Source organism: Brachybacterium squillarum M-6-3 (genome assembly GCF_000225825.1).
GTDB lineage: Bacteria > Actinomycetota > Actinomycetes > Actinomycetales > Dermabacteraceae > Brachybacterium > Brachybacterium squillarum.
Genome location: NZ_AGBX01000008.1, coordinates 90367 through 104297 on the forward strand (window position 1 = coordinate 90367; position 13931 = coordinate 104297).

At 72.6% G+C, this 13931-nt stretch carries 13 protein-coding genes; 4 read left to right on the forward strand and 9 right to left on the reverse strand.

The features are described from left to right. Positions 1 to 171 precede the first annotated feature (171 nt). Positions 172 to 2412 carry an NADP-dependent isocitrate dehydrogenase gene (locus OM98_RS13765; protein ID WP_010535215.1) on the forward strand — a complete coding sequence of 747 codons (2241 nt, stop codon included), beginning with the start codon at positions 172 to 174 and terminating at the stop codon, positions 2410 to 2412. Positions 2413 to 2533: 121 nt separating this feature from the next. Beyond that, on the forward strand, positions 2534 to 3367 hold the full coding sequence (locus tag OM98_RS13770; RefSeq protein WP_010535216.1) for an alpha/beta fold hydrolase: 834 nt from the start codon (positions 2534 to 2536) through the stop codon (positions 3365 to 3367). 123 nt (positions 3368 to 3490) lie between these two features. On the opposite strand, the gene OM98_RS15695 is transcribed toward OM98_RS13770, so the two are convergent. The 8 genes from OM98_RS15695 to OM98_RS13805 all read right to left on the reverse strand — a co-directional run bounded on the left by OM98_RS15695 (position 3491) and on the right by OM98_RS13805 (position 9465). Then, positions 3491 to 3634, reverse strand: a complete 144-nt coding sequence (locus OM98_RS15695; protein WP_175286000.1) for a hypothetical protein — start codon at positions 3632 to 3634, stop codon at positions 3491 to 3493. A gap of 98 nt (positions 3635 to 3732) precedes the next feature. Then, complete coding sequence (locus OM98_RS13775) at positions 3733 to 4299, reverse strand: hypothetical protein (RefSeq protein WP_139017755.1); 567 nt, start codon at positions 4297 to 4299, stop codon at positions 3733 to 3735. Between the two features lie 514 nt (positions 4300 to 4813). Continuing rightward, a complete protein-coding gene (locus tag OM98_RS13780) occupies positions 4814 to 5662 on the reverse strand; it encodes a sulfite exporter TauE/SafE family protein (RefSeq protein WP_010535219.1) in 849 nt (282 codons plus the stop codon). 78 nt (positions 5663 to 5740) lie between these two features. Then, the gene (locus OM98_RS13785; protein WP_010535220.1) at positions 5741 to 7018 is read right to left on the reverse strand and encodes a globin domain-containing protein; all 1278 of its coding nucleotides are present in this window, start codon (positions 7016 to 7018) and stop codon (positions 5741 to 5743) included. Positions 7019 to 7152: 134 nt separating this feature from the next. Next, positions 7153 to 7539 carry a DUF488 domain-containing protein gene (locus tag OM98_RS13790; RefSeq protein ID WP_010535221.1) on the reverse strand — a complete coding sequence of 129 codons (387 nt, stop codon included), beginning with the start codon at positions 7537 to 7539 and terminating at the stop codon, positions 7153 to 7155. Positions 7540 to 7547: 8 nt separating this feature from the next. Next, positions 7548 to 8045 (reverse strand): thiol peroxidase, encoded by a 498-nt coding sequence (gene tpx, locus OM98_RS13795; RefSeq protein ID WP_010535222.1) that lies wholly within the window; start codon positions 8043 to 8045, stop codon positions 7548 to 7550. A 90-nt stretch (positions 8046 to 8135) separates the two neighbouring features. Next, a complete protein-coding gene (locus OM98_RS13800; RefSeq protein ID WP_010535223.1) occupies positions 8136 to 9023 on the reverse strand; it encodes a polyphosphate kinase 2 family protein in 888 nt (295 codons plus the stop codon). Between the two features lie 40 nt (positions 9024 to 9063). After that, positions 9064 to 9465 carry a PepSY domain-containing protein gene (locus OM98_RS13805; protein WP_010535224.1) on the reverse strand — a complete coding sequence of 134 codons (402 nt, stop codon included), beginning with the start codon at positions 9463 to 9465 and terminating at the stop codon, positions 9064 to 9066. Between the two features lie 222 nt (positions 9466 to 9687). Here OM98_RS13805 and OM98_RS13810 point away from each other — a divergent pair, with 222 nt between their 5' ends. Then, entirely contained in the window at positions 9688 to 12153 is a 2466-nt protein-coding gene (locus OM98_RS13810; RefSeq protein WP_010535225.1) for a phosphoketolase family protein, read from the forward strand. Between the two features lie 111 nt (positions 12154 to 12264). Then, complete coding sequence (locus OM98_RS13815; protein WP_010535226.1) at positions 12265 to 12558, forward strand: acylphosphatase; 294 nt, start codon at positions 12265 to 12267, stop codon at positions 12556 to 12558. Positions 12559 to 12597: 39 nt separating this feature from the next. On the opposite strand, the gene OM98_RS13820 is transcribed toward OM98_RS13815, so the two are convergent. Beyond that, the gene (locus tag OM98_RS13820) at positions 12598 to 13746 is read right to left on the reverse strand and encodes an MFS transporter (RefSeq protein WP_245528793.1); all 1149 of its coding nucleotides are present in this window, start codon (positions 13744 to 13746) and stop codon (positions 12598 to 12600) included. Positions 13747 to 13931 lie beyond the last annotated feature (185 nt).

Consider the following 13931-nt stretch of genomic DNA (forward strand, 5'->3'; position numbering starts at 1 on the left):
CGATGCACCGGAACTCCCTGATCCACATCATCCTCGACACCCCTGTCAGGGCCGTCCCGTACCGTGGGGGCGTCCGGGAGCGGTGGTGCCCCCGTCGCGGGTGACGCACCACCTCGGATAATCTTGACCTCAAGACATCTGCCGCACCGACCCCAGGGAGTCCCGCGAAACATGGCGCGCATCATCTACACCCACACCGACGAGGCACCGGCGCTGGCCACCGCCTCGTTCCTGCCGATCCTCGACGCCTTCTCCGACACCGCCGGGATCGACGTGACCACGCGGGACATCTCGCTGGCCGGACGCATCATCGCCGCCTTCGCGGACCGCCTGCCCGCCGAGCAGCAGGTGGACGACGCCCTCGCCGAGCTGGGGGCCCTGGCCACCACGCCCGAGGCCAACATCATCAAGCTGCCCAACATCTCCGCCTCGGTGCCGCAGCTCAAGGCCGCCATCACCGAGCTGCAGGCGCAGGGCGTCGAGCTGCCCGACTACCCGGAGGCCCCCGAGACCGCCGAGGAGAAGGACATCCGCGCCCGCTACGACGCGGTCAAGGGCTCTGCCGTGAACCCGGTGCTCCGCGAGGGCAACTCCGACCGCCGCGCCCCCGAGTCCGTGAAGAGCTTCGCCCGCTCGCACCCGCACCGCATGGGCGAGTGGTCCGCGGACTCCCGCACCCGCGTGGCCACCATGGGCCAGGACGACTTCCGCTCCAACGAGCAGTCGGTGATCATCGACGGCGAGAACACCCTGTCGATGGTGCACGTGGCCGAGGACGGCACCGAGACCGTGCTGAAGGCCTCGATCCCGGTGCTGGACGGTGAGGTCGTCGACTCCACCGTGATGCGCGCCGCCGCGCTGGACGCCTTCCTGCGCGAGCAGGTCGCCGCCGCCAAGGCCGAGGGCGTGCTGTTCTCCGTGCACCTCAAGGCCACGATGATGAAGGTCTCCGACCCGATCCTCTTCGGCCACGCCGTGCGCGCCTTCTTCCCCACCGTCTTCGGGCAGTACGGGGATGTGCTCGCCGCCGCGGGCCTGTCCCCCAACAACGGCCTGGGCGGCATCCTCGCCGGCGTCGCCGAGCTCGAGGACTCCGTGCGCGAGGGCATCGAGACGGCCATCGCGCAGGACCTCGAGGACGGCCCTGCGCTGGCGATGGTGAACTCCCACAAGGGCATCACCAACCTGCACGTGCCCTCTGACGTCATCATCGACGCCTCCATGCCCGCGATGATCCGCACCTCCGGGCACATGTGGAACGCCGACGACGCCGAGCAGGACACCCTCGCCGTCATCCCCGACTCCTCCTACGCCGGGGTCTACCAGGCCACGATCGAGGACTGCCAGGAGCACGGCGCCTTCGACCCGACCACGATGGGCACCGTCCCCAACGTCGGCCTGATGGCGCAGAAGGCCGAGGAGTACGGCTCCCACGACAAGACCTTCGAGGTCGAGGCCGCCGGTCGCGTGGAGGTCCGCGACGCCGACGGCGCCGTGCTGATGAGCCACGAGGTCGCCCCCGGCGACATCGTCCGCGCCTGCCAGGCCAAGGACGCCCCGATCCGCGACTGGGTGCAGCTCGCGGTGCGCCGCTCCCGCCTGTCCGGCATGCCCGCCGTGTTCTGGCTGGACGAGACCCGCGCGCACGACCGCAACCTCATCGCCAAGGTGGAGCAGTACCTCGCCGAGGGCGTCGACGGGGAGAGCACCGAGGGCCTGGACCTGCGGATCCTTGCCCCCGCCGAGGCCACCACCCACACCCTGGAGCGGGTGCGCCGCGGCGAGGACACCATCTCGGTGACCGGCAACGTGCTGCGCGACTACCTCACCGACCTGTTCCCCATCATGGAGCTGGGCACCAGCGCCAAGATGCTGTCGGTGGTGCCGCTGATGGCCGGCGGCGGCCTGTTCGAGACCGGTGCGGGCGGCTCCGCCCCCAAGCACGTCCAGCAGCTCATCGAGGAGAACTACCTGCGCTGGGACTCCCTGGGCGAGTTCCTGGCCCTCGCGGAGTCGCTGCGTCACCTCTCCCGCAGCGCCGACAACCCGCGCGCCGCCGTGCTGGCGGACGCCCTGGACCGCGCCACCGCCACCCTGCTGGAGAACGGCAAGTCCCCGCAGCGCAAGCTCGGCACCATCGACAACCGCGGCAGCCACTTCTACCTCGCGATGTACTGGGCGCAGGAGCTGGCCGCGCAGACCGAGGACGCCGAGCTGGCGGAGGCCTTCGGGCCGATCGCGCGGGAGCTGACCGAGGGCGAGGAGACCATCGCCACCGAGCTGATCGGCGTGCAGGGCTCCCCGGCCGACATCGGCGGCTACTACCGTCCCGATCCGGCCAAGGTCGCCGCCGTGATGCGCCCCTCGGCCACCTTCAACCGCATCCTGGAGGAGATCTCCGCGGCCCTGTGACCGCCTGATCCCCTGCGGCGCCGGCCCCTCCCCCCGTGGAGGGGCCGGCGCTCTCTTTCCGGCCCGACCCGTTCCCAGCAGACCCGCCCGCCTCGTCTGTCTCATTCCCCCGGAGCCGCCCGTGCCCGTGATCGCCTCCCCCGCCGACGGGGTGCCGCTGCGCTACGACCTGACCGGAACCGCCGACGGCGACCCCGCGGCGCCCGCGCTGGTGCTGCTGCACGGCTCCGTGCTCTCCCGCGCGATCTGGCGGGGCCTGGGCTACCTCGGTCCGCTGTCCGCCGAGCACCGGGTGATCCGCCTGGACCTGCGCGGCCACGGCCGCTCCGGCACCCCGCACGAGCCCTCCGCCTACACCCAGGACCGCTTCGTCGCCGACCTGCTGGGGGTGCTGGACGCCGAGGGCATCGAGCGGGCCGCGTTGATGGGCTACTCGCTGGGGGCGCGGGTGGCGCTGTCCACCGCCCTCGCCCACCCGGAAGGGGTCACGGCGCTGATCAGCCTCGGCGGCTCCGCGGCCGCGCAGCACGGCGCCCTGGACTCGGTGTTCTTCCCCGGCGTGATCGACACCGTGCGGGAGGAGGGCATGGCCGCCTTCGCCGACGGGCAGGGCCTCACCGCGGACCGCAGCGACCGGCGCGGCCGCTCCACCCGGGAGGCGTTCCTCGCCGCCGATGCCGCCGCGATGGCCGCCCTGTTCACCGCCACCGACGCCACCCCCGCCGTGCCGGAGGCGGAGCTGGCGGCCTGTGCGGTGCCGGCGCTGTGGATGGCCGGCAGCGAGGACCGTCCCCGTCTCGAGGACTCCCGCGCCGCCGCCGCGACCATGCCGCGGGCCCGCTTCGCGGAGCTGCCCGGCCGCGACCACGGCGGCACCCTCTGGCCTGCCGAGCCGGTGCTGGAGCAGGTGACGGGCTTCCTGCGGGAGGTGGAGGGACGCTCGGCCGGCGCGTGAGCGGTACCGCCCGTATGGACGACCCGAGGGCCCCTCACACGGGACGGCCGCCGGAGTCCGTGACGAAGGACTCCGGCGGCTGCCGCCACGGCGCGGCCCCTTCGGCCACCGTTGGACTCGCGCCTAATCGTCAGAGGAGCTGAGGTCGTGACGACATCCATGCGCGATCGTGGCCACGAGACACACGACCACTGCAGGCCAGAGGTCGTAGGCCACGGCCATGAACTGTCGATCGAAGACCCACGCGATCGCGGCGAGCAGCAGCACGATCGCCAGGGCATACAGGGACAGCACCAGAGCGAGGTACTTCAGCCGGTCCTACATGGTGTCTCCTGGGGTAGGTGCGACGTCAGATAGCGCTCAGCTCACGGATGCCGCGCGTTCCGAAGGGGCGCGAGCTGAGCCGCGGTCAGCCCCGCGGCCGACAGGGCAGCGGCGATCTTCTTGCGGTACTTCCACACGAGCACAGCCAGCTTTGTGACGGCCCAGGTGGCACCGGGAATACCGACGCAACCGACGATGACTTCCGCGACGCGCATCGCGGCATTCCCCGAATTCAGATCTCCGTCCCGAAAAACCCAGGCCGCGGAAAGTGCACAGGAGATGAGCGTCTTCACCCCGATCGCGGCAATTGGAATGACGGCAGGTTTCGCCGACCACCCCTCGGGGACGGATTCACCACGGGATTCCTGAACCTGTATCGTCGCGGCGACAACCTCGTCGTCCGACAGGGCGCCGAGTTCGGCGAAGGCCGCCTCGAGGTCTTCGACGCTCTGGATCTCTTCACCTCCGCCCTCGCACGTCACACAATCCTCATCGCCAGCCCCCGCCGGCGGTGCCGCCGCGGCGACGCCGGTGCCCGCGGCCACGACTCCTCCGATCGCGACGGCCGGTGCAATGCGCAGCAGAAGATCTCGTCGAGTTGCCGTCATGATTGACCTCCGTTGAAACCCTCCCCGACACATACTGACCGCGTCGGGCAATCCACCCGAAACATGATGTGGATCACGTCGTCAACCCTCAGTGTGATGCAATAGTTGACGATCGATATTCCCGCTGGCAAGGCCGTGAGTCCTGTTCTCAGCGGTGCGCCCGAATGCGTCACACCGTGGCGCCCTCTCATAGCGAGCGGCCGACGGCGGCTTCGGCTCGACCTGCGGATCCCCCGCGGAGATCGACGCCCACGGGCTCGGGCTGCGGGTCTCGGCGGGGGATGCCGGGGCCGAGGCCCACCTGGTCCCGGCGGGCCTCGACGAGGCCTCACGGGAGGAGGCCGCGCAGACGATGCAGGGCACGGACCCCGTCCACGAGAACCTGCTCGCCGTCACCGACGAGGGATCCCTCGGCATGGAGCAGACGCTCGACATCGCTTGAACGGACGGCGGGACCTTCACCCTGCGCCGCATCTGAGGCCTGCCCCTCGGATGCGGCCCGTCGACCGGAGCCTCAGGTCAGCTGACGCACCAGCGCCACCAGCGCGACCACCACGATGACGCCGCGCAGCGCGTTCTCGGGCAGGCGCTTGGCCAGGTGCGCGCCGAAGTAGCCGCCCAGCAGCGCGCCGGCGGCGATGGCGGCGGCCGCGATCCACACGATCTCGACCCCCCGGATCACGTGGGCGAGGAGGTACACGATCGCGGCGGCGAGGTTCACCACCAGGCTGGCCAGGTTCTTCACGTGGTTCACCTGCCCCATCGGCTTGCCGGTGAGGGAGCCCAGCACGCCCAGGTAGAGGATGCCCTGGGCCGCGGTGAAGTAGCCGCCGTAGACGCTGGCGGCACCCATCGCCCCGATCAGCGCCGGGGAGCGGTAGGGGCTGCGCCCAGCGGCAGGCAAAGAGGCGGGGTACGAGGTGGGGTCGGAAGCCGCGGCGCCGTCCGTCCCGCCGCGACGCTCGCGGCGTCGGACCGCGCCGCGCTGCACGGCCGCGGTCAGCGGCTTCTGGAACACCACCATCGCCAGTGCCACCACGATCAGCACCGGCACCAGGACCGACAGCGCCGAGGGCGGGGACAGCAGCAGCAGGATCGAACCGGCCGAGGCCATCACCGCGGTCGTGATCACCAGGGGCCGCAGGGCGCGAGCCTCGGCGGCGATCTCCCGCCGGTACCCGGCGACGGAGCCGATGGTGGAGAACAGGATGCCGAGGGTGTTGGTGCGCACGGCGGTCCCCGGCGGGATGCCGAGGGCGAGCAGCACCGGCAGGGTCAGCAGGGAGCCGGAGCCGACGGCGGCGTTGATCGCCCCGGCCAGGGTGCCCATGACCAGGAGCAGGAACAGGGAGAGGGGATCCACGGGGATCGACCCTAGCCCTCCCGGGCCCGGCCGCGGGGACGCGGAGGTCCCCGGCGGCCCGGGAGGGCGCCCGTCGGATCAGGCGCCGGGCAGCAGCCAGTCGTTCGGGGAGAACAGCTCGTAGTGCACGCGGGCCTCGTCGGCGCCGGCCTCGCGGAGCTGCCCGCGCACCGCCTGCAGGAACCCGCTGCCGCCGCAGAGGTAGATCTCGGCGTCCGCGGGCAGCTCCAGGCCGGTCAGGTCCATCCGGCCGGCCCGCACCTGCGGGCTCCCGGGCACGGCCTCGGTGTGCTCGGTGCCGCGCTCGAACCACAGGTGCAGGGCGGAGGGGGTCTCGCGGGCCAGCACCTCCACGGCGCCCGCGAGCTCCTCGACCAGGGCGGCCTGCTCGGCGGAGACGTCGGCGTGAGCCACCACGGCGGTGCGGCCGGGCTGGTGGGCGGCGAGGTGCCTCGCCATGCCGAGGATCGGGGTGGCACCGATGCCGGCGGAGACCAGCACCACGGGGGCCTTCGAGGCGGTGTCCAGGGTGAGGTCGCCGAAGGGCAGGGTCACCTGCAGCTCGTCCCCGGCCTCCAGGGTCTCGTGGAGGAAGGAGCTGACCTCCCCGTCGGGGGTGCCGTCCACCCCGTCGATGCGCTTGACGGAGATCCGCCAGCGGCCGTCGCCGGGCGCGTCGGAGAGGGAGTACTGGCGCAGCTGGCGGGCCCCGTCGGGCAGGTGCACGCCGACGGAGACGTACTGGCCGGGCACGAAGCCGCCCAGCTCGGGATCGCCCTCCCGGGCCTCCAGCACGAAGCTGGCGACGGTGCGGGACTCGTCGACGCGCTCGGCGACGCGGACGGTGCGGAACACGTCCCCGGGGGCCACCTCGGCGCCGCGGTACAGCTCGTGCTCGAACTCGATGAGAGTGCGGGCCATGTGCCAGTAGACGGCGTCCCAGGCGGCGGCGACGTCCGTGGTGACGACGTCCGCGCCGAGCACCTCCACGATCGCGGCCATCAGGTGCTCGTGGACGATGCCGTACTGGTCCTCGGTGATGCCGAGGGAGGCGTGCTTGTGGCCGATGCGGCCCAGCATCTCCCGCGGGCTCGGCCCGTCCGGGTCCACCAGCAGGGTGGCGTAGGTGGCGACGCTCGCGGCGAGGGCCTTCTGCTGGGCGCCCTGGGCCTGGTTGCCGCGGTTGAAGGTGTCGCGGAGCAGCTCCGGGTGGGCGGCGAACATGCGGTCGTAGAAGGTGGGGGCGATCTGCTCGATGTGCGCACCGACCAGCGGCAGGGTGGCGCGGACGGTCTCCTCGTGCGCCGGGTCCAGGCGCTCGTGGATCTCGAGGGTGGCGGTGGGGTCGCTGGTCACGGCGGCGTGCTCCTTCATCGACGGGGCCCGGCGGGTGGTTCGCCGGGTACGCCCGGCACGCTACGCAGGCGCGGACCGGCCCCCGGGGACGATCGTCCTCGGGGGCCGGGAAGGGCGCATGTCCCCGCGGGAGCTCAGCTCGTCAGCGTGAGCAGGTGATCACGGAGCACGAGGGCGTGGTTGTGCTCGGCGTCACGGGCGGCGTAGACCAGCTCGATCCGGTCGGCTCCCGCCTCGGCAGCTCGCTCCAGGAAGGCCGCGGGCGCCGGGGAGGCGGCCAGCTCCGCCCGGTAGCGCTCGGCGAAGGCCTCGAAGCCGAGCTCGCCGTGGTGGAAGTCGCGGCGCAGCTCGGTGCTCGGGGCGAGGTCCTTCGCCCACTCGTCCAGGACCAGGCGGGTCCTGGCGATGCCGCGGGGCCAGAGCCGGTCCACGAGCACCCGGAGGGTGCCGGGGGCGGGGCCGCCGTCGTCCAGCAGCTCCCGAACCCTAGCCACCGCGAGGACCGGCCGGTGCTCGTTCACGGGGGCGGTCAGGCCAGGGCGGCGCGGGCGGCCTCGTAGTCGGGTTCCTCGGAGACCTCGGGGACCTGCTCGGTGTAGGTGACGGTGCCGTCGGCGTCGGCGATCACCACGGCGCGGGAGAGCAGCCCGGCCAGCGGGCCGTCCTGCATGGTCACGCCGAGGTCCTCGCCGAAGGTGGAGCGGAAGGCGGAGCCGGTGACGACATTCTCGATGCCCTCGGCGCCGCAGAATCGGGCCTGCGCGAAGGGGAGGTCCTGGGAGGCGCAGACCACGACGGTGTCCTCGAGGCCGGCGGCGATCTGGTTGAACTGGCGCACGGAGAGGGCACAGGTGTCGGTGTCCAGCGAGGGGAAGATGTTCAGCACGATGCGCTTGCCGGCCAGGTCGGCGGAGGAGACGGGGCCGAGGTCCTGCCCGACCAGGTCGAAGGCCGGGAGGGTGGAGCCGACCGCGGGCAGCTCGCCGACGGTGGTGACGGGCGCGTTCTTGAAGGTGATGGAAGCCATGGCCCCATCCTCGCGCGGCACCGGGCGCAGGACAAGCGGACTCCCCTCCGATGCCCCGGCACCGCGTTCGCCCGGGCGCGCGGGCGCGGGTCAGTCCATGGTGGCGAGCAGCCGCGCGGTCTGCTCAGCCACGTCGAAGTCGGCGCGGGGCCACTGCGGGTCGATGCCGTGCAGGGCGTCGGTGAGCAGCTGCTGCACGGCGATGCGGGAGTACCACTTGCGGTCCGCGGGGACCACGTGCCAGGGCGCCTGCTCGGTGGAGGTGGCGGCGAGCGCGGCGTCGTAGGCCTCGCGGTAGGCGTCCCAGTGCTGGCGCTCGTCGACGTCACCGGGGTCGAACTTCCAGTGCTTGTCGGGCCGCTCCAGGCGCTCCAACAGCCGCTCCCCCTGCTCGGCGCGGGAGATGTGCAGCATCACCTTGATCACCGTGGTGCCGGCCGCGGTCAGCTCCGCCTCGAAGTCCCGGATGGCGGCGTAGCGGCGCTCGATCTCGGCGGCGTCGGCCCAGCCGTGCACCCGGTGGATCAGCACGTCCTCGTAGTGCGAGCGATCGAAGACGCCGATCATGCCGGGGGCGGGGGCGTGGGGGCGGATGCGCCAGAGGAAGTCGTGGGCCCTCTCCTCCTCGGTGGGGGCCTTGAAGGCGGTGATCTCCACGCCCTGCGGATCCACGGCCCCGACCACGTGGCGCATGATCCCGCCCTTGCCGGAGGTGTCCATGCCCTGCACGACCAGCAGCACGCTCGCGCCCTCGCCGGTGGGGCGGCTGGCGGCGAACAGGCGCTCCTGCAGCTCGTCCAGCGGCTCGTCCGTCGTCGCGAGGCGCTTCTTGCCCTCTTTCTTGCCGCCCTCGAAGCCGGGGGTGGCGCGGGGGTCGATCGTCGCCACCGAGCCGGTCCATCCCGGCGGGATCAGGTAGCCGCGGGGCGCGTCCGCGGAGGGCACGGCGGGGGTCTCGGGGCGGGCGTCGTCGCTCATGGCGCCACCCTAGACGCGGCGGCGCCCGCCCGCGGGCCGATCAGTCCCCGACGGTGGCGGCGCCGGTCTCGACGTCCACGGCGACCTCGACGTCGTCATCCCCGGTCTCGATCTCGACGGTGTAGCGCACGGTGCCGTCCTCGGAGTCCAGCTCCCAGCCGCTGACCCGGCCGTTCCGCTCGGCCAGGGCCGCCTCGGCGGGCACCGGCAGGGCGGTGCCGGCGAGGTCGGCGTCGGCGGCGGGCGCCTGGGCGTCGTCGGCGCCGGAGGTGTCCTCCCCGCTCGCCTCGGCGCTCGCGGCGGTGGACTCCTCGGCGGTCGCGGCGTCGTCGCCGGAGCCGCCGCCGCAGCCCACGGCGAGCGCGAGCACGGCGCCGCCGAGGACGGCGGAGCGGGCGGCGGCGCGCAGCCGGGCGGGACGGGGCCGGGCGGTGCGGGTCATGGGGTCCTTCTCGGACGGGGGCGGTCTCGCCGCCCTCAGCCTGAGCAGGACACCGCGGGAGGCGGACATTCCTGAGAACCCTCTCATCGGGGTCTCACCGGCGTCTCACCGCCCGCCGGAGGTCCCTTCCCGTACCGCGGCCCCCGCCCTACGGTGGAGGTGTCCTCCGCGGGCATCCGGTCCCGGCGGACAGCACGTCTCTCCCCGCTTCAGGAAGGCACCATGACCACCGTCCCCGCCTGGCCGAACAGCCCCGCCCACGAGCCCACCGACGAGGAGCTCGATCTCCTGCACGCCTGGTGGCGCGCCGCGAACTACCTTTCCGTCGGGCAGATCTACCTGATGGACAACCCGCTGCTGCGCACGCCGCTGGCGCGGGAGCACGTCAAACCCCGCCTGCTCGGCCACTGGGGCACCACCCCGGGTCTGACCTTCCTGTACGCCCACGCCAACCGGGCCATCGCCCAGCGCGACCTCAACGCCATCTTCGTGACCGGCCCCGGGCACGGCGGCCCCGGCCTGGTGGCCGCCTCCTACCTGGAGGGCACCTACACCGAGACCTACCCGGAGGTGACCGGGGACGACGCCGGGCTCAAGCGCCTGTTCACCCAGTTCTCCTTCCCCGGCGGGATCCCCTCGCACGTGGCCCCGGAGACCCCCGGCTCGATCCACGAGGGCGGCGAGCTGGGCTACGCCCTCTCCCACGCCTACGGCGCCATGTTCGACAACCCCGACCAGATCGCCTTCACGGTGGTCGGCGACGGCGAGGCCGAGACCGGCCCCCTGGCGACCTCCTGGCACTCCAACAAGTTCGTCAACCCCGCCACCGACGGGGTGGTGCTGCCGATCCTCCACCTGAACGGCTACAAGATCGCCAACCCCACCGTGCTGGCCCGCATCGGCGACGAGGAGCTGGCCTCCCTGATGCGCGGCTACGGCCACGAGCCCTTCGTCTTCGAGGGCGGGGGCGACGACGAGGACCCGATCGAGATCCACCGCCGCTTCGCCGCCCTGCTGGACGAGGTGCTGGACCGCATCGCCGAGATCAAGGACGCCGCCCGCTCCGCCGCCGCCCGCGGCGAGGAGGTCGAGCGCCCGACCTGGCCGATGATCGTGCTGCGCACCCCCAAGGGCTGGACCGGCCCGAAGGAGATCGACGGCAAGCAGACCGAGGGCTCGTGGCGCTCCCACCAGGTGCCGCTGGCCAACGCCCGCGACACCGATGAGCACCTCGGGGACCTCGACTCCTGGCTGCGCTCCTACCGCCCGGGCGAGCTGTTCGACGAGGACGGCCACCTGCGCGAGGACATCGCCGCCGCGGCCCCGACGGGCGCGAAGCGCATGTCCGCCAACCCCATCACCAACGGTGGCGCGGTGCTGCAGGCGCTGCGCCTGCCCGACTTCCGCGAGTACGCGGTGCCCGTGCCCCGGCCCGGCGGCTCCACCGCGGAGGCCACGAAGGTGCTGGGCACCTGGCTGCGGGACGTCGCGGCGAACAACCCCGGCTCCTTCCGCATCTTCGGCCCCGACGAGACCGCCTCGAACCGGCTGCAGGCCGTCTACGAGGTCACCGACAAGCAGTGGAACGCGGACTACGTGCCCTCGGACCTCGATGAGCACCTGGCCCGCAGCGGCCAGGTGATGGAGATGCTCAGCGAGCACCAGTGCCAGGGCTGGCTGGAGGGCTACCTGCTCACCGGGCGCCACGGCATGTTTTCCTCCTACGAGGCGTTCATCCACATCGTCGACTCGATGGTGAACCAGCACGCCAAGTGGCTGAAGGTCACCAATGAGATCGAGTGGCGGCGGCCGCTGGCCTCCCTGAACTACCTGCTGAGCTCCCACGTGTGGCGGCAGGACCACAACGGCTTCTCCCACCAGGACCCCGGCTTCATCGACCACATGGTCAACAAGAAGGCCGAGATCGTGCGGGTGTACCTGCCGCCGGACGCGAACACCCTGCTGTCGACCTACGACCACTGCCTGCGCTCTCGTCAGTACGTGAACGTGGTCGTGGCCGGGAAGCAGCCCGGGCCCTCCTGGCTGACGATGGACGAGGCGATCGTGCACTGCACCCGGGGCCTGGGCATCTGGGAGTGGGCCGGCACCGAGGTCGACGGCGAGGACCCCGACGTGGTGCTCGCCTGCGCCGGGGACATCCCCACCGTCGAGACCCTGGCCGCCGCGAAGATCCTGCGCGAGGAGGTGCCCGGGCTGAAGGTCCGGGTGGTCAACGTGGTGGACCTGATGCGCCTGCAGGACGACACCGAGCACCCGCACGGTCTGTCCCGCAAGGACTTCGACGGCATCTTCGGCGCCGAGACGCCCGTGGTGTTCGCCTACCACGGCTACCCGTGGCTGATCCATCGCATCGCCTACCGCCACGACCGCAGCGGCCGCATCCACGTGCGCGGCTACAAGGAGGAGGGCACCACCACCACGCCCTTCGACATGCTGATGCGCAACGACACCGACCGCTTCCACCTGGTGATGGACGTGATCGACCGGGTCGAGGGCCTGGGCAGCCGCTACGCGGGGCTGCGCCAGCGGATGGAGGACACCCGCATCCGTGCCCGCGCCTTCGCCTACCAGCACGGCGAAGACCTGCCCGAGATCGTGGACTGGGCCTGGGACGACTCGGCCGAGGGCGCCGGGGCGCTCGCCGACACGGGCGGCGACAACGAGTGATCCGGATGCGCCGCTGAGCGCGTGACCGGCGAGGGCGGGCGGGGCATACTGGCCCCGCCCGCCCCGTCATGGGGGCGCCACCCCCGGCACCGCCTGCGAAGGAGACCATCGATGACCCCGAGCCCCTCCCCCGATCCGGTCCGCCGCCTGGTGCGGGTGCGCGGTCGCGTGCAGGGCGTGGGCTTCCGCTGGGCCACCGCCGGCCAGGCCGAGCGCCTCGGTGTGCGGGGCACGGTGCGGAATCTGCTGGACGGCAGCGTGGAGGCCGTGATCGAGGGCAGCCCCGAGGCCGTGGAGGCGATGCTCGACTGGCTGCGCGAGGGTCCGCGCACCGCCCGGGTGGACGGCATCACCGAGCGCGAGGAGACCCCCCGGGGCGAGAAGACCTTCCGCATCGCCGACTGACCCCACGGCCGGTGGGTCGACCCCGCCTCTGCGGAGGCCTCAGAGGGCGGGGGCCGGCTCCGGCTCGGGCACCGTGGCCCGGTATCGCAGCACCAGGGCGAGGCCGCTCGCGGCGAGCAGCACCGAGACGAGCATCATCGCGGTCATCCCGACCCCGTCCAGCAGCAGCCCGCCGAGGGCCGCGCCGAGGGCGATGGAGACGTTGAAGGCGGCACTGTTCAGGGCCGTGCCCTCCTGCACCGCGCCGTGTGCCTCGGAGTTCACGAAGGACTGGATGGAGACCGAGGCGGCCCCGGCGAAGGCGCCCCAGACGGGCATCACGGCCAGCGCGCTGACGGGGCCCTGCACCACCAGCAGCACGGCCAGCAGGGACAGCAGCAGACCGGCCGCGATCAGGGTGACGGCGGCGGGGGCGGAGTGGCGGATCACGGCGGCGATGGCGAAGTTCCCGGCCAGGCCGGCGATGCCGAACACGAGCAGCATCATGCTGATCCGCTCCAGCGGCACCCCGGCCCGCTGCTGCAGGATCGGGCTGACAAAGCTGTAGGTGATGAACTGCGCGGTGACCAGCAGCGCCGTCAGCCCGATGGCGAAGCGGACGCCGCGGGAGCGGGCGGCGCCGAGCATCATCGACGCCGTCACGGGCACCTCGGTGCGCACGGGCCGCACCAGCACGGCGATCACCACGGCGAGCAGCAGGGCGGCGCCGCCGACGACGGCGAAGGCCTCTCGCCAGCCCAGGTGGGTGCCGATCCAGGTCGCCAGCGGCACCCCGAGCACGAGCGCGCCGCCGGTGCCGGAGAAGGCGAGGGTCAGGGCCCGGGCGCTGTGCCGGGCGTCGACCTGGCCGAGCGCCACCAGCGGCAGCACCGCCCAGTACAGACCGATCGCGACGCCCGCGAACAGCCGCGCCAGCAGCAGCACCGCGAAGCTCGGGGCGAGCACGCTGAGCAGGCAGGACAGGGCCACACAGACCAGGGCGATGACGAGCACCAGGCGCCGGTCCAGGCCGCGCACGATCACGGGGGTCGCCATCGCCACCAGCGCCGCAAGCACGCCGGGCACGGTCACGGCGAGGCCTCCCACACCCTCGCTGACCCCGAGGTCCGGCGCCATCACGCTGAGCACCCCGATGGGCAGCTCCTCGATGGTGATCAGCACGAAGATGCCCACGGCGAGCGCGGTCACGGCCGCCCAGCCCCGGATACCGCCCGTCTGCACAGCGCCTCCCGGTGGTCCGTCGCGGCCCGCCGGGATGGCGGGCGCCCCGGGTGACCCTACGCGTTCCGGGCGGCGCGGAGGGGTGCCGGGCGTCCGCTTCCCGCTACTGTGTCCCCGTCGTCCCGTCCCGCCCGCACCGCCCTCACCCCAGG

Bases quoted from the DNA above. Each gene is read 5' to 3' on its own strand.
- OM98_RS13765 (WP_010535215.1), top strand. From the start codon at position 172: ATGGCGCGCATCATCTACACCCACACCGACGAGGCACCGGCGCTGGCC.
- OM98_RS13775 (WP_139017755.1), bottom strand. From the start codon at position 4,299: ATGACGGCAACTCGACGAGATCTTCTGCTGCGCATTGCACCGGCCGTC.
- tpx (WP_010535222.1), bottom strand. From the start codon at position 8,045: ATGGCTTCCATCACCTTCAAGAACGCGCCCGTCACCACCGTCGGCGAG.
- OM98_RS13800 (WP_010535223.1), bottom strand. From the start codon at position 9,023: ATGAGCGACGACGCCCGCCCCGAGACCCCCGCCGTGCCCTCCGCGGAC.
- OM98_RS13805 (WP_010535224.1), bottom strand. From the start codon at position 9,465: ATGACCCGCACCGCCCGGCCCCGTCCCGCCCGGCTGCGCGCCGCCGCC.
- OM98_RS13810 (WP_010535225.1), top strand. From the start codon at position 9,688: ATGACCACCGTCCCCGCCTGGCCGAACAGCCCCGCCCACGAGCCCACC.
- OM98_RS13815 (WP_010535226.1), top strand. From the start codon at position 12,265: ATGACCCCGAGCCCCTCCCCCGATCCGGTCCGCCGCCTGGTGCGGGTG.